The organism is Marinobacter sp. SS13-12 (genome assembly GCF_030227115.1).
Taxonomy (GTDB): Bacteria; Pseudomonadota; Gammaproteobacteria; order Pseudomonadales; family Oleiphilaceae; genus Marinobacter.
Window position 1 is genome coordinate 2,650,116 of sequence record NZ_JASSUA010000001.1, and the last position, 17,038, is coordinate 2,667,153.

13 protein-coding genes are annotated in these 17,038 nt (G+C 58.1%); 9 read left to right on the top strand and 4 right to left on the bottom strand.

Features of this window, described 5'->3' with window-relative positions; genetic code table 11:
- From QPL94_RS12115 to dinG, 5 genes are all read left to right on the top strand, one after another.
- Positions 1 to 792, top strand: coding sequence for an MlaA family lipoprotein (locus QPL94_RS12115; protein ID WP_285357614.1), 792 nt, complete (start codon positions 1 to 3; stop codon positions 790 to 792).
- Between the two features lie 36 nt (positions 793 to 828).
- Positions 829 to 2,316 (top strand): DUF3336 domain-containing protein, encoded by a 1,488-nt coding sequence (locus tag QPL94_RS12120; RefSeq protein WP_285357615.1) that lies wholly within the window; start codon positions 829 to 831, stop codon positions 2,314 to 2,316.
- A 98-nt stretch (positions 2,317 to 2,414) separates the two neighbouring features.
- Positions 2,415 to 4,184 carry an AAA family ATPase gene (locus tag QPL94_RS12125; RefSeq protein ID WP_285357616.1) on the top strand — a complete coding sequence of 590 codons (1,770 nt, stop codon included), beginning with the start codon at positions 2,415 to 2,417 and terminating at the stop codon, positions 4,182 to 4,184.
- Position 4,185: 1 nt separating this feature from the next.
- Entirely contained in the window at positions 4,186 to 4,944 is a 759-nt protein-coding gene (locus QPL94_RS12130) for a general secretion pathway protein GspB (RefSeq protein WP_285357617.1), read from the top strand.
- A complete protein-coding gene (dinG, locus tag QPL94_RS12135; protein ID WP_285357618.1) occupies positions 4,944 to 7,133 on the top strand; it encodes an ATP-dependent DNA helicase DinG in 2,190 nt (729 codons plus the stop codon). Before QPL94_RS12130 ends, dinG begins: the two co-directional genes overlap by 1 nt.
- A 260-nt stretch (positions 7,134 to 7,393) precedes the next feature.
- Here the strand turns inward: dinG and QPL94_RS12140 are convergent, their stop codons facing one another.
- Positions 7,394 to 10,126 carry a winged helix-turn-helix domain-containing protein gene (locus QPL94_RS12140; protein ID WP_285357619.1) on the bottom strand — a complete coding sequence of 911 codons (2,733 nt, stop codon included), beginning with the start codon at positions 10,124 to 10,126 and terminating at the stop codon, positions 7,394 to 7,396.
- 240 nt (positions 10,127 to 10,366) lie between these two features.
- On the opposite strand from QPL94_RS12140, the gene cysB reads away from it, so the two are divergent.
- Positions 10,367 to 11,344: an HTH-type transcriptional regulator CysB gene (gene cysB, locus QPL94_RS12145; RefSeq protein WP_285357620.1), complete on the top strand. Its 978-nt coding sequence runs from the start codon at positions 10,367 to 10,369 to the stop codon at positions 11,342 to 11,344.
- An 11-nt stretch (positions 11,345 to 11,355) separates the two neighbouring features.
- On the opposite strand, the gene QPL94_RS12150 is transcribed toward cysB, so the two are convergent.
- The gene (locus tag QPL94_RS12150) at positions 11,356 to 12,078 is read right to left on the bottom strand and encodes a phosphoadenylyl-sulfate reductase (protein ID WP_285357622.1); all 723 of its coding nucleotides are present in this window, start codon (positions 12,076 to 12,078) and stop codon (positions 11,356 to 11,358) included.
- 203 nt (positions 12,079 to 12,281) lie between these two features.
- Between QPL94_RS12150 and thrH the strand changes: the two genes are divergently transcribed.
- Complete coding sequence (gene thrH, locus QPL94_RS12155; RefSeq protein WP_285357623.1) at positions 12,282 to 12,893, top strand: bifunctional phosphoserine phosphatase/homoserine phosphotransferase ThrH; 612 nt, start codon at positions 12,282 to 12,284, stop codon at positions 12,891 to 12,893.
- Positions 12,894 to 12,937: 44 nt separating this feature from the next.
- Here thrH and QPL94_RS12160 read toward each other — a convergent pair whose 3' ends face one another.
- Entirely contained in the window at positions 12,938 to 14,242 is a 1,305-nt protein-coding gene (locus QPL94_RS12160) for an anthranilate synthase component I family protein (RefSeq protein ID WP_285357624.1), read from the bottom strand.
- 126 nt (positions 14,243 to 14,368) lie between these two features.
- On the opposite strand from QPL94_RS12160, the gene QPL94_RS12165 reads away from it, so the two are divergent.
- Both QPL94_RS12165 and QPL94_RS12170 read left to right on the top strand, forming a co-directional pair.
- The gene (locus QPL94_RS12165; protein WP_285357625.1) at positions 14,369 to 14,971 is read left to right on the top strand and encodes a hypothetical protein; all 603 of its coding nucleotides are present in this window, start codon (positions 14,369 to 14,371) and stop codon (positions 14,969 to 14,971) included.
- 176 nt (positions 14,972 to 15,147) lie between these two features.
- Positions 15,148 to 16,086, top strand: coding sequence for a DUF6160 family protein (locus tag QPL94_RS12170; RefSeq protein ID WP_285357626.1), 939 nt, complete (start codon positions 15,148 to 15,150; stop codon positions 16,084 to 16,086).
- A 151-nt stretch (positions 16,087 to 16,237) separates the two neighbouring features.
- On the opposite strand, the gene QPL94_RS12175 is transcribed toward QPL94_RS12170, so the two are convergent.
- Complete coding sequence (locus tag QPL94_RS12175; RefSeq protein WP_285357627.1) at positions 16,238 to 16,870, bottom strand: hypothetical protein; 633 nt, start codon at positions 16,868 to 16,870, stop codon at positions 16,238 to 16,240.
- Between the last annotated feature and the right edge of the window lie 168 nt (positions 16,871 to 17,038).

Below are 17,038 nucleotides of genomic sequence, written 5' to 3' on the forward strand. Positions count from 1 at the left end.
ATGAGACAATTTTTTTTCCGGCCCTCTTTATGCGGCGCCCTGTTTGCACTGTTCCTGTTTGCTGGTGGCGCAACTGCCCAAACCGTCCAGCCTGCCAATCCGGACATGGCTGATCAGAAGGTTGGCGCCCCGGCCAGTGAGGTTGATCCCTACGAGAACTGGAACCGCAAGGTATACCGTTTCAATGAAACCATTGATAACTGGTTTCTGAGGCCGGTTGCCAAGGGTTATCGCACCATTATGCCGGGTTTCGCCGACCGTGGGGTAACCAACTTTTTCAACAACCTGACGGAACTTCGTAATTTCGCCAACAGTATCTTCCAGCTCAAGGGCGAATCGGCGGTGGTTGCCGCCGGGCGGTTTACCTACAACACTGTGTTTGGGCTTGGTGGATTCATCGACGTGGCCACCATGTTTGAGCTGCCAGAACGGCCGGAGGATTTTGGCCAGACACTGGGGTACTGGGGCATGGAATCCGGTCCTTATCTGATGCTTCCGTTGTTGGGGCCGTCAAACCCCAGGGACTTTGGCGGTTTTGCCACGGATATGCTGGTATTGCCCTCAGCCTGGGACCTCGCGGAAAGCCCGGATGTCTACTACGCCAGGGCGTTGCAGGTTGTGGACAAGCGTGCCGACCTGATCCCCGCAGAAGCCTTCATGTCTGGTGATAACTATACGTTTGTGCGGAACGCCTACCTTCAGCGCCGTGCCTATCTGATTAACGATGGCCGCACAGTGAATGATCCATTCGCCAGCGACGATGATGAGGATCTGATGCTCGAGGATTTCTGAAGGAAGGGAATTGCTGGAACAAAGGAGGTTACCCTGATGGTCGATGACCGTATCCGTAAGTTCCGCAAGATGCTGGCGGAGGCGCCCAATTATGAGGTGTGGAAGGCGGCCGCCCTGGAACTGGATTTTCTGGAAGGCAATGCCGAATGGAAAGAGGACTTTGCCTCTGACCTGTACCACTATGAACTGATCTACGACCGCCTCAGCAACCTTCGCAGCTACCGCCAGCAGAACGATTTCGAGCGCCTGAAGCGTGCTCTGCGGGAAGGCCTCCATCACGACCTCGGCAACATGGGCAACACTGCTCTGTACACCCGGTCCCATGTGGGCACCAAGCATCTTATTGAGGAATACATTACCCAGGTTTGTGAGTCCCTGGATTTCCTGTGCGATACAAGAGTGCCCGGCTTCCCCGTTGCCGACAAGCTGCAGTTCTTCCGCGATACCCTCACCAGTTATGGCCGGCCAGCGCTGTTGTTAAGCGGCGGCGCAACCCTGGGTATGTTTCATTTCGGGGTGATCAAGGCGCTCTGGGAAAAGGGCCTGTTGCCGCAGGTGATTGCAGGCTCCAGCATCGGCGCCATTATTGCGGGCATACTGGGTGTTCACAGTGATCCCGAAGTACCGGAAATGCTGGTGCCGGAAAATCACGATCTCAAGGCCTGGAAATGGCGCGGCCTGTTCAGTGCCATTCGTGGCGACGGCCTGATGGACCAGGAGCAACTGAAAACCTGCCTGCGGGCCAACATCGGGGAATACACGTTCGAGGAAGCCTTCCAGAAGAGCGGTCGTTCCATCAATGTGAGCGTGTCGCCGGTTCAGACGCATCAAAAAGCCCGCTTGCTGTGTGGTTACACTTCTCCCTATCTGCTGGTCTGGAGTGCGGTTCTGGCCAGTGCGGCGGTACCCGGTATTTTCCCGCCGGTACCGCTGATGAAAAAAGACATCGAGGGCAATATCCTGCCCTACATGTCCCGCCTGAAATTCGTGGACGGTTCTGTGGTCAGTGACCTGCCGATTGAACGACTGATGCACCTGTACGATGTGAATTTCACCATTGTCAGCCAGACCAATCCCCACGTGGTGCCGTTTCTCCATCGACGTGGTCGCGACGAGAAGGTCAGTCTCGCCAGCCTGCCCATGCACCTATTGAAATCGGAGATCCAGTTTCACGGCCAGGGCATTTTCGATTACCTGCGCAAGAGGGTGCAGCCAGAGATTCTGCGGCAGCTGTCGGGCCAGATGCATACCATCATGGGGCAGCGTTATTCCGGTGATGTGACCATTTCACCGTCATACCGTCTGAAGGATTACCGCCGTATGCTGGCCAACCCCGATCCGGCCTGGGTGCGTGAGATGATACTGCAGGGAGAGCGGGCAACCTGGCCGAAGATCTCGATGATCCGCTCCCATGCCCGGATTTCGAAGACGCTGGAACGCTGTATTCACAGGCTGAAAATGGAACAGCGCCGGTCTACGGCTGAGTTAAGACTGGTAAGCAGTGCGGATTCCGGCACATCATGAGATGACAGCCCCGGGAGCCGGGCGGTATGATACCGCGATAGCCGGGGAGCCCGTTGGCGGCTCCCGCAAGCTCCGCCTGAGCACCTGACTGGACACTCATGTACTACGATTTCTTCGGTTTTCGGGAACCTCCGTTTTCGATAGCCCCTGATCCCCGCTACCTGTACCTCAGCGAGCGCCACAAGGAAGCGCTGGCGCACCTGATGTATGGCGTACAGGGGCAGGGCGGCTTCATCGTGATCACCGGTGAAGTTGGCACCGGCAAGACCACCGTCAGCCGCTGTTTCATCGAGAATGTTCCGGGCCACGTGGATATCGCGCTGATCCTGAACCCCCGGTTGTCCGCCCGGGAGTTGTTGTCCTCCATCTGCGATGAACTGGAGATCGCCCACCCGGTAGGGTCGTCTATCAAGGAACTGGTGGGGCTGATCAACGATGATCTGCTCAAGGCCCATGCCGCCGGTCGTCACAAGGTTCTGATGATCGACGAAGCCCAGAACCTGTCTGCCGAGGTACTGGAGCAACTGCGCCTGCTGACCAACCTGGAAACCGCCGAGAAAAAGCTGTTGCAGATTGTGCTGCTGGGCCAGCCGGAACTGCAGGACATTCTGGAGTTGCCGGAGTTGCGGCAGTTGAATCAGCGCGTCACGGCCCGTTATCACCTGGATGCTCTGGGCCGAGAGGAGATAGAAGCCTACTTGCGCTACCGGCTCAGTGTTGCCGGCCTTCGCGGTGAGATTTTCACCGATGGGGCAGTGCGGGCGTTGTACCGAGCCAGCCACGGGGTGCCACGGCTGATCAACCTGATCAGCGATCGGGCGTTACTGGGGGCTTATGCGGAAGGCGAGCACCAGATCCGTGCTGGCCATATACGCACCGCAGCCCGTGAAGTGAACGGAAACCGGCCCCGCCGGGGTTCTGGCGTGTTTTCCGGCATACCCGACTTTGTGCTGGTGGCAGCCAGCCTGGTGATCGCCGTTATCATGACCGCCTGGGCGCTGGACCGTTTGCCAGGGGCCGGCTGGATGACCCCCGATGCGTCCGCCGGAGCAGACAGCGAAGTCCTGTCCGGCACCATTGAGCGTGTGGAGCCGTTAGCGGAGCTTATGCAAGAGCCATCAGCGGGGCCTATGCAAGAGCCATCAGCGGAACCTATGCAAGAGCCATCAGCGGAACCATTACCGGAGCTCTCAACAGGGCCTTCCCCAGTGCCGGAAATGGCAAAGGAGGAGTCACTGCCAGGCTTTGAGTTTCCCGCGAACACGCTGCCTCTGCCGGTAGCGTTCCGGGAGTTGTTCAGTGTGTGGGGGCGGGAATACAGCACTTCCGACAATCCGGTGGCCTGTCGCTATGCCGAGGATCAGGGCCTGCGCTGCCTTGAGAACCGGGGCTCCCGCAGGAGCCTGGAATACCTGAACCGGCCTGCCATTCTGCAACTTCGCAATGGTGACGGTGACAGCCGTTACGCAGTACTGAGTGGCCTCGAGAAGAACCGTGCCACCATTGAGCTTCCGGAGGGCCAGCGGGACGTAAGCTTTTCCAGCCTGGAGCCCTATTGGTTTGGCGAATTCACGGTGTTGTGGGAAGCGCCATCCCATATTCAGCAGAGCGGGAACGGCGATAACGACGGCATTTCAGAACAGATATGGATGGGCTCGCGGATGATGGAGCTGGCCAGCCGTTATTCCGGTTCCCGTGAAGAGGAAAACCGCGTAAACCGCATGCCCATGGAAGAGCAGATTCGCTGGTACCAGGGGCAGAAAGGCCTGACGGTAGACGGTATTGCCGGTGCCATGACCATCATCCAGATGAATAATGACCTGGAATCCGATGGTCCCCGGCTCAGTTCGGGGGGGATGGTTAACTGACATGTCCTATATTCTTGATGCACTGAGAAAGTCCGAGACGGAACGCCGTCAGGGCCGGGTGCCGGATCTGGGCCAACAGGTCCAGATGATCCACAAACCCAGGAGAAAATCCGTACCGGTAATGGTGTGGGTTGCCCTTGGTCTTGTGCTGAACGCTGTCATTCTGGCCTGGGCGTTCTGGCCCCGGGCCTCCGTAACCGCGATACAGGAGCCTGCCGGCCCCTATGAAGAAACGGCCACGTCCCGCGTAGAGGCCGAGCCGGTTGTGCCGGAACCGGAGCCGGTTCAAACCAGGCCGGAACCCTCGCCGGAGCTTTCATCTTCTCCCCCGGCGACATCGACGAGGCGAGCTGATACGCTGGCCAATGCCATCGAGATACCCGTCCCCAAAGTAACGGAAGCTCCGGTTGAAGAAGCGAGCCGCGAGCGGCCCACGGTTATCGTGCCGACACCCCGTGAACCCAGGGCCGTTAATCCGTCCAATAGGGCCGACAGCGATGCGCCAGCAGAACGCACTCCACACCTTGTAGAGCTTCCATTGTCATTCCAGAAAAGGGTACCTGACCTGATTTTCAACAGTCATATCTATGCGTCCGAGCCATCATCCAGACGGGTGATGATCAATGACAATTACCTGCGACCCGGGGAGTCGTTCTCCGGCATTACCGTTGAGCGAATTACCGAGGAAGGTGTTGAGCTGAGCATGGATGGCCGTCGATTCCGCGTGGGCGTTGTGCGGAACTGGGTGAGCCCCGAATAATGGCACTTTCCGAGGACGTCAAACAGCAGATTCAGCAGACCTATCGCGACGTGCTGGCCGGCAAGGACATCCGCGCGCGTTACGGCCAGCGCCTGATGATTGCCGAGATCGCGCGCTACATGGGTGATATCACCGAGAATGACGGCCAGCGTACGTCACCGGCGGGCGCCTGTGTGGTGGAAGCGGGTACCGGTACCGGCAAAACCCTGGCCTATCTGATTGCCGCCATTCCCGTCGCTCGGGCGCTGGGCAAAACCCTGGTGATCTCCACGGCAACCGTGGCCCTGCAGGACCAGATTGTGCACAAGGATCTGCCGGACCTGAAGAAGCACAGTAAACAGGATTTCACCTGGACTCTGGCCAAGGGCCGTGGCCGCTACCTGTGCATGTCACGCCTGGAAGCGCGCCTGCACGACGAGGGCAACGGCGACAGCGATACCATGCCACTGTTCCTGCTGGACGGTCCCGGCAAGGAAGAGCCCGGCACCCGGGCGTTCTTCGAGGACATGCTGGCCAGCTACGGTTCCCGCAAGTGGGACGGTGACCGCGACCACTGGCCGGACCAGATCCCCGATGATGTCTGGCGCCAGGTCACTACCGACCATCGTCAATGCACCAATCGCCACTGCAGTTATTTCGACAGCTGCGCCTTCTTTGAGGCCCGTAAGGATCTGGATGACGCCGATATCGTGGTGGCCAACCACGATCTGGTGCTGGCGGACCTGGCCCTTGGTGGTGGTGCGATTCTGCCGGAGCCGGAAAATGCGCTGTTTATTTTCGACGAGGCCCATCACCTGCCGGACAAGGCGCTCAACCACTTTGCAGCGTCGGTGCCGCTGTACGCCACACGCCAGTGGCTCAAGCAACTGTCACAGGCCCTGGGCAAGATGCAGCCGTTCCTGACGCCCGGTACCCAGGCTGCAAAAACCATCGACAGAATCAGCTCCGCCTCCCGGGAACTGGATGTCACTCTCGCGAAGGTCTACGAGGAAGCGGAGCAGAACACCGGGTGGGAGTTCAACGAAGAACGCCGGTCCGCCCAATGGCGATATCCCGAAGGCGCATTGCCCGAGTCATTGTCGGAACTGGCGGTGGAAGCCCGTATAGCCACGGCAACGCTCACGCGTCAGCTCGGTGCAATGGTGGATGAACTACAGACGGCGTTTGACGAGCGCAAGGCCAGCGATGTAGACCGGGACACGGCGGAATCCTGGTATCCGGTGATTGGCTCCTTCCACAGCCGTGCAGAGGATCAGCTACGGTTATGGGCGGCCTGGAGCGACAATCCCGGCCAGCCCGCCGAAGACCCGGAGAAGAGTGAAGAGGATGCCGCAAGGCAAACGAAGCGTTCCGGCCCGCCTGCGGCCCGTTGGGCCGTGCGGCAACGGTGGGAGCACGCGGAAGACATCACTCTCTATAGCAGTCCGGTACTGGCGGATAATCTGTTGTATTCCAGGCTCTGGTCCCGTGCCTACGGGGCAGTGCTGACCAGTGCGACCCTGACGGCCCTGGGCCGGTTCGACCGCCTGAAGGCCCGGGCCGGCCTGCCGGAAACCAGCCGCTTCGTGGTGGTGCCCAGCTCATTCCGCTATGGCGAAATGGCAACGGTGGAAGTGCCGGCCATGACCGCCATGCCCACCGACGACGGCTTTACCGATCAGGTGGTGTCGCGGCTGCCGGACCTTTGGGCCGGCGAGAAGGCAACCCTGGTGCTGTTTACGTCACGCAAACAGATGAAACTGGTCCGGGACGCCCTGGCACCGGACTACCCGGAGCTGATCACCACCCAGGACGACATGGCGAAAGGGGAGGTTCTGCGCCGCCACTGCAGCCGTGTTGACGAGGGGCTGCCCAGCGTTCTGTTCGGCGTTGCCAGCTTTGCCGAGGGCATCGACCTGCCAGGCAAATACCTGAGCCACGTAGTGATCACGCGGCTGCCGTTCTCAGTGCCGGATGACCCCATCGAGGCCAGCCTGGCGGAATGGGTGACCCACCGGGGCGGCAATCCGTTCATGGAAATCACCGTGCCCGATGCGTCCATCAAACTGGTCCAGGCGGTTGGCCGCCTGTTGCGGACCGAGTCCGACACGGGTCGGGTCACCATACTGGATCGCCGCATCATCGCCCGCCGCTATGGGCAGTTGCTGCTGGATGCCTTGCCACCTTTCCGGCGTATTATCGAAACATAAAAAAAGAGCCAACCCATAGGGGTGGCTCTTTGAGAGTGGGCTCTTAACGAACCCGGGCGTCGAAACAACGCGGAACAAGAAGTCTGAAGGCCTGAAGTTTCAGAATTCTTACCGAGGTTTCCCTCAGCGTTGGGAGAATAATAGGGGAGAAGGGGGCGTATCCGGATCGTCCAAAGGGCGTAGAGGGCGTACAAAAATCGGATAAAATGTGACGCGGTTCACAAAATCGCCCAGGAACCGGGCTCACCATAGACCTGTCGCTACGCCAGCAACCGCAGTTCCCGGGCCCGGGCCAGGGCTTCGGTGCGCGACCCCACCGCCAGCTTGCCATAGAGATTACGGATATGGGCTTTCACGGTAGTGGGCGCTACGCCCATGGTGCTGGCAATGTCTTTGTTGGCCAGGCCCTGGTTGATCAGTTCCAGCACTTCCAGTTCCCGTTGGCTGAGGGGTTCTGCCAGTTCATCGTTGCCGGAATCGGCCGGGCCTGTAGGTTCGTTTGTGGATGCCGGTGTGGGTACGGATGCTGTTGCGTCTGCTTCCGCTTGCTCGCGTAGCATGCCCAGAACACGGCTGTTCCACCGCCCCGGCGCTTTCAGAAGGGGCAGTTCCAGGCACAACTTGCGGATGCTGGGGCTTTCCTCAGCCAGCAGGCGCATAAAGCCTGCATCCGCCGCCCGCTGTACCGCCCGCGCCAGCATCTGATCTGCTTCCTGGGTCTTGCCCTCGGCATAAAGCGCATCACTATAGACCAGCTGGATTTCCACCAGGTGGCGGTAATGCTGATCCTTTTCGGCGCTCAGGCGCAGGGGCGCCAGGGTGGCCATGGCAGCTTCCGGGTGACCAAGTGCGACCTGCACCCGGGCGACACTGATCTGGTTCTGTTCGCGATTGAGCGGGTTGGTGAAGCGGTCGTTGGTGACTTGGTGCATCCACTCTTCCGCCTGGGTCAGGTGCCCGGTGGCCAGGTAGCAGCGGGCCAGCATAGCGGAGCAGGCCGGAGGTTCAAACAGGATGTGGTCACGCCTGCGCCTTGCCACGCTCGCGGCATCTTCCAGTGCTTCGATGGCTTCCTGGTAGCGGCCCTCGCTGAACGCCAGGTGGCCACGGACATACTGGATAATCACATGCTGGCCCGGCTCTGTTCCGTTGTTCACATGGTCCAGCAACGGTGCCAGGTAGGAGGCTGCCAGTTGGGGCTCGTTGCGCTCCCGGTATATCTCGATCAGTGCGCTGTTCTGCCAGCACGAGATCAGCATCGGCTGGCGGGGATCGCTGTGGTGTTGGTCTACCCACTGACGTACACGGGTGCAGGTATCCAGGGCTTCGTCGATATCCCCACGGTTGTACTGTATCCAGGCCAGGAGCCCGCCGCTGGAGAGTACCGTACTGGGTTTGCGTTCCAGTTCACCGTATCGCACCGCGGACTTGAGGGCGTCTTCAGCGGCGGCCAGGTCACCCTTGCCGTAGTAGTCCAGCCCGACACCATAATAGGTGACCGATTTCAGTGGAATCCGGGTGTGGTCAATATCCCTTAACACTTGCTGGGTGAGGTCGCTGGCGCTCTTGTCATCACTTTTGGAGCGGGCCAGGTAGGAGCGGATCAGTGAAATTTCGCTCTGCAGGCCCAACGCGCCTTCGGCGTCCGGGTGGGAGTCTGCCACCTGTTTGTCCAGCATGTCTTCCAGCTCGTCCAGCAACGGGTCCAGCACATCCACTCGGTTGGCGAAAAACAGGGCCCAGACCCTTAGCATCAGCAGTTGGGGGCTTTCCTGCAGGATATGGACGGGCAGGGAATCGAGCCAGCTCAGAACCGGCAGGTGAAAACCACCGTGGATCAGGTTGTTACCGTGTTCCGCCAGGACCCGGGCCAGCCAGGGCCAGTCCCGGTGCTGAACGATCTGGGAGATGCCTTCCTGGACGTGGCCGTGGGTCAGTAACCAGTTTACGGCCCGCTGCCAATGTTTTTCGGTGTCCTCCGGTTTGAACTGCCTGGCTCGTTGCAGCAGGGCATCCCGGAACAGATCGTGATAGCGGAACCATTCGTTACGGGTGTCGAGGGGGATCAGGAACAGGTTTTCACGTAGCAGCTGCTCCAGTAATACCTGGCTGTTAGTGGTGCCGCGCACCGCATCGCACAGGGATGCGCACAACCTTGGGCAGCAGGCGGTGTCGAGCAGGAAGTCACGCACCGGCGCCGGTTGCTGTTCCAGTACTTCCGTCAGCACATAATCACTGATCTTCCGTTCATCCAGATCGATGCGTTGCTGGCCACCGCCGGCGCTCTGATCTTCAATGCTGCCACCGGAAAGGGCAGACAGTTGCATGGCGGCCACCCATCCCTCGGTTTTGCGACAGATCTTGCGAACCTCCTGTTCAGAAAGCTCAAGCCCCATGGTGTCGTGAAAAAACTGCTGGCACTCTTCCTCGGAGAACGCCAGCAAGCCGGGATGGACGTCCTCTACCCAGCGACGTACCCGCCACCGGGACAGCGGCAAAGCCGGTTCCGTGCGGGAGGCCAGGGTAATCATGACATCGGGGGGCAGGTAGTCGATGAAATAGGACACCTGCCGCTGCAGTTGCGGGTCACGGATGAAGTGGTAGTCATCAAGGATGAGCGACCAGGCCGCACCATCTGCGGCGAGTACGTTGATCAGCCCGGTGATGGGGCCCTCCAGCTCCTGCAGGCTGCAATGGCTCAGCTGCTGCCGGCATTCTTCCAGGCCCGCAAGGCCATTGTGTTCAAAGGCTCCGACCACGTACTGCCAGAACCGCCGAGGTTCGTCATCGTGCTCATCCAGCGATAACCAGACGACGTTGGAGGACGTTCGGGAACACCACTGACTCACCAGAGTGGTCTTGCCAAAGCCGGCCGGTGCCACCACCAGGTTCAGTCGCTTTGCACCGTCTGGTTGCAGCAGGGCGCGCAGGCGCTCTCGCTGCACCGAGCGGGGGTCGGCGGTTGGTCTCAGGAACTTGGTGGTTAACAGCATCGTTTCCCTGAATGCCGGTGAATGGGTAGTGTCCCGTCTGGTTAATTCGTCAACCAGACGGGACACTAGATAACGGATTGTGTGCTTTGTCACAGTTAAGTCAAGGGCCGCAAAGACAAATCACCGCGTCAACATGCGGCGTTCTCATTTTTTTGGACTAAACTGTGATGGACGGGATTATGTATACTCAATAAGAATGAAAAATCACGTTTTTATGTAAATCGGGGAGCGACAGGGTAGATGAAATTACAACAGTTGCGCTATATCTGGGAAGTTGCGCACCATGATCTGAATGTATCCGCTACTGCCCAGAGCCTTTTCACATCACAGCCGGGAATATCCAAGCAGATCCGCCTTCTGGAAGATGAACTGGGCCTGGAAGTTTTTGCCCGCAGCGGCAAGCACCTGACACGTATAACCCCCGGTGGTGAAATCATTATCCGGGAGGCCGGCGAGATACTGCGCCGGGTGGAAGGGATAAAGAAAATTGCGCAGGAATTCAGCAACCAGCGCAAAGGCGACCTTAGCCTCGCGACGACCCACACCCAGGCCCGCTACGCCTTGCCGCCGATTATCCGTGGATTTATCGAATCCTACCCGGACGTGTCCCTGCACATGCACCAGGGTACACCGATGCAGATTTCGGAAATGGCCGCCAACGGCGCGGTGGACTTTGCCATCGCCACCGAAGCCATGGAGCTGTTCAACGATCTGATCATGATGCCCTGCTACCGCTGGAACCGCAGCATTATTGTGCCCAAGGATCACCCGCTGGCGAAGAAGCCGGAACTGACCCTGCCGGATCTGGCGGAATTCCCGTTGGTGACCTACGTGTTCGGCTTTACCGGCCGCTCAAAGCTTGACGAAGCCTTCCAGGCTTACGGGCTGACACCCAAGGTGGTGTTCACTGCAGCGGACGCCGATGTTATCAAGACTTATGTGCGACTGGGGCTGGGGGTTGGCATCATTGCCAGCATGGCCTTTGACGAGAAGAACGACACTGACCTGGTAGCCCTGGACGCCAGCAAGCTGTTCCGTCCCAGTGTGACGCGGATCGGCTTCCGCAAGGGGACCTTCCTGCGGGGATACATGTACGACTTTATCCAGCGGTTTGCGCCCCACCTGACCCGTGAGCGGGTTGATGAAGCGGTTGCCCATCAGGGCAGCAGGGCGGAAATCGAGGGTCTGTTCAGCGATATCGAGTTGCCAACCTATTAATGATTGCCCGGTCAGTCCCGGGCAATCAGGTTTCCGGCATGAAGGCCACACTCTTTCTGTGTGGCTTCTTCCCACCACCAACGACCCTCGCGCTCATGCTGCCCCGGCAGGATGGCACGTGTGCACGGCTCGCAACCGATACTGACAAAGCCCTTCTCGTGCAGCTTGTTGTAGGGCGCTTCCGTCATGCGGATATAGTCCCAGACCTCCTTTGAGCTCCAGTTTGCCAGCGGGTTGAACTTCACCAGCTGTTTGTCCTCGGTGGAAAAAGCGTCGTCGATCTGTACCACGGGTACATCGCTACGGGTGCCGGGGCTCTGGTCCTTGCGCTGGCCGGAGATCCAGGCATCGACAGTGGCCAGTTTCTTCCGCAGTGGGTTCACCTTGCGGATTCCGCAGCACTCGGCGTGACCATCTTCGTAAAAGCTGAACATGCCCTTGCGGGTTACCAGGTCCTGCACTTCGGCGGCATCGGGGAACAGGATCTCGATCCTGATACCATAGTGTTTGCGAACCCTCTCGATAAACTCGTAGGTTTCCGGGTGCAGGCGGGCTGTATCCAGGGTGAAAACCTGAAGATTATCGGTCAGTTTGTGGGCAAGTTCGATCAGGGCGACGTCTTCCGCACCGCTGAAGGAAATGGCGATATTGTCGTACTTCGCCAGTGCGGCCTTGAGGATAGCCCTTGGGCTCTGGCCCTCAAGCTCCGTCTGTAGCTGTGAAATATCCGTCATCGAAAGCATCACCTGGGGTGTAAATGTGTGATAAATCTACCATTAACAGGCAGCAGTCTGAAGGAATGCCGGAATATATCGTTATAGCCGGACAGATCCACGATGCATTCCTCCGCGGATTTTCTTATCATACCGCCTGATTTCAATCCCGGGCGGTTATCGACCCGCCTGGCTGACCAGCGTTCAATTACCAGGAGACCACTGTGGAACTCGCGTGCCTTGACCTTGAAGGAGTACTGATCCCGGAAATCTGGATCGCGTTTGCGGAAAAAACCGGCATTGAGGAACTCAAGGCGACCACCCGCGACATTCCCGACTACGACGTGCTGATGACGCAGCGCCTGAAACTGCTGGACCAGCACGGCTACGGACTGCCACAGATCCAGGAAGTGATCGGCGAGCTGGACCCGCTGCCAGGCGCCAGCGAGTTTCTGAACTGGCTTCGCGAACGGTTCCAGGTGGTGATTCTTTCCGATACCTTCTATGAGTTTGCCATGCCGCTGATGGCGAAGCTGGGCTACCCGGCGCTGCTGTGCCACAAGCTCGAAGTGAACAACGAGGGCCGGATTACCGATTACCTGTTGCGCCAGCGTGACCCCAAACGCCAGTCGGTGCGGGCATTCCAGTTACTGAACTACCGGGTGATTGCAGCAGGTGACTCGTACAACGACACCACCATGCTGGGCCAGGCGGAAGCGGGCATCCTGTTCCATGCGCCGCAGAACGTGATTGAAGAGTTTCCGCAGTTCCCGGCGGTACATACCTTTGACGAGCTGAAAGCCGAGTTCCTGAAGGCCAGCGCTATTCACAACTGATGTAATGGAAGAAGCCGGGGTGGTTGAGCCGCCCCGGCGTTCAGTTACATCGTCTCCAGTACATCCATCAGCTTCTGGACCTTGTCGACAGACTCCCGGTACTCATCGTCCGGGTCTGAGTCCGCCACAATGCCACACCCCGCCCAGCAGTGAATCTGTCCCTCCGAATCCGTCATCAGGGTGCGGATGGCGATGTTGCTTTCCAGGTTGTTGGAAAAATCCCAGCGAAATACCGAGCCACAGTAGGGCCCGCGGCTGTGTTGCTCCAGGCGGTCGATAATTTCCATCGCCCGGCGTTTCGGGGCACCGGTAATGGAACCGCCTGGGAAGGCTGAAAGAAACGCCCGCAGCGGTGTGGTATCGGGCCGCAGCCTGCCTTCCACCGTGCTGACCAGTTGATGAACGTTCTCGTAGCTTTCGATGCTGAACAGTTGCGGCACCGAAACGGAGAAAGGCTCGCAGAACCGTGACAGGTCGTTGCGGATCAGATCCACGATCATCAGGTTTTCGGCGCGATCCTTTTCTGCCACAGCCAGGGACGTGGCTATCTGCTGGTCGTTCTCTGCAGAGCTCAGGTCCCTGGGACGGGTGCCCTTGATAGGCTTGCTGATGACTTTTCGGCCCTGTTCGATGCTGAGGAACAGCTCCGGGGAAATGCTGAGTACCTGATAGGAACCGGCATTTACATAGGCAGCATGGGGAACCGGAACAGCCCGGCACAGGGCCTGGAATGCGGAGTAGGGTGCGCCCTGGTAGCTACCGGTGTACTTGTTGGACAGGTTGACCTGGTAACAGTCCCCGGCATGGATATAACGGAGCACTTCCGATACACCGTGCCGGTAGTGTTCTGAGGGTTTGTCAGCCGCGAAGCCCTGGCTTACCACGAAGGGCGCGGGGCAATCAGATTCATGGCCTGCAAGGCTGAGAACACGGTCCCTGGTTTCGCTGTCGCAATCGGGATGGAAGTCGAGCCGGGGAGGTTGGTTGCCGGTTGTATCGAGGGTCAGTTGCCAGAGGTAGAGGCCGATATAGCCATAGTCCCCGGTGTCGGTGCCGGCGGTACCAGAAAAACCCGGTACCGTGTGGTTGCCGGCCTCGTAGAACAATGTGCCCATAATGCCGCCGGCGGTGGCCCTATCCGTCCCCGTGGCAAATTCGATCCAGGCTTTTTCAAGTTTATTGGTCAGCCTCGAAAAACCTCGTTGCTCTCGGGGCACCTGCCAGTGCCTTACCGGAAACGCCGTGATGACCCGCCGTTGCCTGCCGGCGTCCGTGAAATCGATATACCCATGATGACTGCTGATCTGTGAAACGAGGCGTTCAGCCTCTTCCGCATTTAATGTTTTCACGATGTTACATACTTAACAAAATCTTGCATGGGTTCACGGTAGCCTGTGCAGTACGTCACCGATGTCGGGCCTGGAAAGGCTTTGGCCGGTGCATTCTAAACAATAATCCCGAGGGCAGTAACCAGTATGAAGACTTGTAACGGCATTGGTAAGCGTTTCGTCTCGGCACTCATCATCGGTTTTACAATTTCAACGGCGGCTTTTGCACAGGATGCAATGCAGATGGAGGATCATGTGCTTTCCGATGGCAAGCTTGACGACAAGGACCTGGCGGCGGTGGTCAAGGTCGCCCAGCGGCATCTCACGGAAATGACGGATGCTGCTGTCAATGAGGCCGGCGATGAACTGGAAGAGGCGGGCATTTTCCGGCCCATGGCATTCATGGTGATGAAATCCGACAAGGTGCAGCAGATGAGGCTGGCTGACGAAGCCGAGGAGGCGCCTGGGCAGGTGAAGGTGCTGATGTACCGGGCGGGGCTGAAGTCCATTGCCCGTCGGGGTGAAATCCATGCTGCGATCATTGCCTATCCAGGAAGTGTCGAGAAAGACGGCGAAACCATTCGCGCCATGGCCCTGGAGCACGAACACCGGTTGGGCGTGTCCGGTATCAAGCTGATTCCGGTCAAGCTGGAAGGTGGGGAGGCGAGCTTTGGGGAGCCCATGTCCCAGGACAAGCCGTTCCAGATCTTTTATGACGAAAAAGAAAATAATTCTGAAAATGGTAACTGATTGAATTTAGGGGCATATCCGTTGAACTATTAATAAGTAATTTGTTTTGTGACATTTTGTGAATGTATTCACGGAACCGGAGTGTAAAACAATCTTAAATGGAGTGGTGAGGTTAAGCCTCACACCAAGACTCAAAGTTCAACTGGATAACAATAAGTTCAATCAAGGAGAACAATATGAAAGGCCTGAAGAAAATTGCACTGGCAACAGCCGTTGCCGCCGCGCCCTTCGCCGCTCACGCAGAGCTGCAGGCGATGGACGACAGCATGATGGGTAACGTCACCGGTCAGGCCGGTGTCACCATCGAACTGGAAACACAGGTAAGCATCGGTCAGTTCACCTACACGGACGAAGGTACCTTCGCTGTGAAGGACATCAACCTGGGTGGTGCCCTGGCCAGCAGCTCCACTTCAGCTGCTAATTATGCAACTGCAACTGGCGCCGGTACCCTGTTGGATGAGCTCAAAATCGACATCGATATCGCTGCCGATGGTGACGCTGTTATCCATGTTAGTTCACTGCAACCAGACGGCGCTGGCGGCACACTGCCTATCGACTGGGGTATGACAGCCGGCTCTATGGAGCTTAGTGGCACCGGTGGTGAGAACACCGTTCTCGTCTCCAACATGGACGCCTGGGGTCTTCTCGGCGCTCTGGATATTCGCGTCGATACTGACGACGTGAACGGTCAGGCTGGTACCGGCACTCTGAACATTGATGCTGCCTTCACCGTAAACGAAATGAGCTTTGATGTTGCGTTCCTCGGCATTGGTGTTCGTGGCATGACCATCAACAGCTCTGAGGCTGGTGGTGAAGTTCTGGGTACAGCAGGGCTGGAGGCCATCTTGGCAGAGGATCCTGCGGCAGTGACACCTGAAGAAGCGCGCAAAGTTGCTTTGGCTGAAGCTGGCTTCGCCATCGTTGGTCTGGACATCTACAAGGGCGATGGTCTCGGTACAGGCTCAACAGCGACCGACGTACTGCGTGTAGATGTTGATGACGTCCTGATGGACATCAACGTTGCCGAAACTGTTATCGGCGGTGCAAACATCGGTACTATCGGTATCGACAACCTGCACATCAGCAACACCAAGCTGGCTGTTTACGGTCACTAAGCTGATCGGATAACACCTCTGGTGTGAACGCCCCGTTCTGCGGGGCGTTTTTTTATGCCTGAGAAAGGTTCAAGCACAAAAAAGAGCGGTGCCTTTACAGGGTTGCCGCTCTTTTTTTGTGTCGGTGCCTTGGTCGCGTGAACAGGGCGGTTTACTGGTCCGGCACCTTGATAGAAAGATCAAACCCACCACCCGGTCGTGGGGTGAGGGTGACAGGGCCCTCGTTAATGCCATGGGGCACCTGGATATTATCAATACCCGGCGGGTTGCCGATGGAGAAATTCAGGTTCTGGCCGTCGTAGCCGATACCCAACTGGTCATTCAGGAATGTCTGGGTGAAAGGCTCATCCGGTATTTGCGCCTGTTGTCCGAAGATAATAGGCGGAATGTTGGGGGTGAGGTCCCGAGGTGGCTGGGCCCGGGCCAGTTCTTCCTGGGGCAACAGCAGGGCCCGCCTGAGAAACTCCTCTTCCGCACTTTCCAGCGCGTCGGCTTTTCCTTCCTGCTGGAAGCGCTGGAGGGCTTCGCGATAGGCCTCTTCTTCCGCTTCTGTCAGTACCGGCTCTCCCGGTGATATGGTCAGGGAGCGGAGAATCTGTCGGCGGTCCGCGTCTGTTTTCTGTCTCTGTTTTGGCACCACGATAACGGCGGAATCCTTTACATAGGTTTCAACCATCTCATCGGATGTCATCGATTGCACGCCAGCCATCAATGGGGACGTAAAGGATGCTGCCAGGCTGGCGGTACCAGCCAGGGCAATGTAAAGGGGTGTGCGGCGTATCATGACGTAGCCTCTTGCCGTGTCCAAACGCGAAAATGAGGCGCTGCTGAAAATCGACTGCAGTCAGTAGGCTCCTTACTACAAGTATTCTGCCGCAGCCGGCGTATTTCAAGGCGTTTCTGTGGCATTTGTGATCAGAATCGGAGTATTTGCAGTATTCTTCTGCAAGGC

Bases quoted from the DNA above. Each gene is read 5' to 3' on its own strand.
- cysB (WP_285357620.1), top strand. From the start codon at position 10,367: ATGAAATTACAACAGTTGCGCTATATCTGGGAAGTTGCGCACCATGAT.
- QPL94_RS12115 (WP_285357614.1), top strand. From the start codon at position 1: ATGAGACAATTTTTTTTCCGGCCCTCTTTATGCGGCGCCCTGTTTGCA.
- QPL94_RS12120 (WP_285357615.1), top strand. From the start codon at position 829: ATGGTCGATGACCGTATCCGTAAGTTCCGCAAGATGCTGGCGGAGGCG.
- QPL94_RS12150 (WP_285357622.1), bottom strand. From the start codon at position 12,078: ATGACGGATATTTCACAGCTACAGACGGAGCTTGAGGGCCAGAGCCCA.
- QPL94_RS12170 (WP_285357626.1), top strand. From the start codon at position 15,148: ATGAAAGGCCTGAAGAAAATTGCACTGGCAACAGCCGTTGCCGCCGCG.
- QPL94_RS12130 (WP_285357617.1), top strand. From the start codon at position 4,186: ATGTCCTATATTCTTGATGCACTGAGAAAGTCCGAGACGGAACGCCGT.
- QPL94_RS12140 (WP_285357619.1), bottom strand. From the start codon at position 10,126: ATGCTGTTAACCACCAAGTTCCTGAGACCAACCGCCGACCCCCGCTCG.
- dinG (WP_285357618.1), top strand. From the start codon at position 4,944: ATGGCACTTTCCGAGGACGTCAAACAGCAGATTCAGCAGACCTATCGC.
- QPL94_RS12125 (WP_285357616.1), top strand. From the start codon at position 2,415: ATGTACTACGATTTCTTCGGTTTTCGGGAACCTCCGTTTTCGATAGCC.
- QPL94_RS12175 (WP_285357627.1), bottom strand. From the start codon at position 16,870: ATGATACGCCGCACACCCCTTTACATTGCCCTGGCTGGTACCGCCAGC.
- QPL94_RS12165 (WP_285357625.1), top strand. From the start codon at position 14,369: ATGAAGACTTGTAACGGCATTGGTAAGCGTTTCGTCTCGGCACTCATC.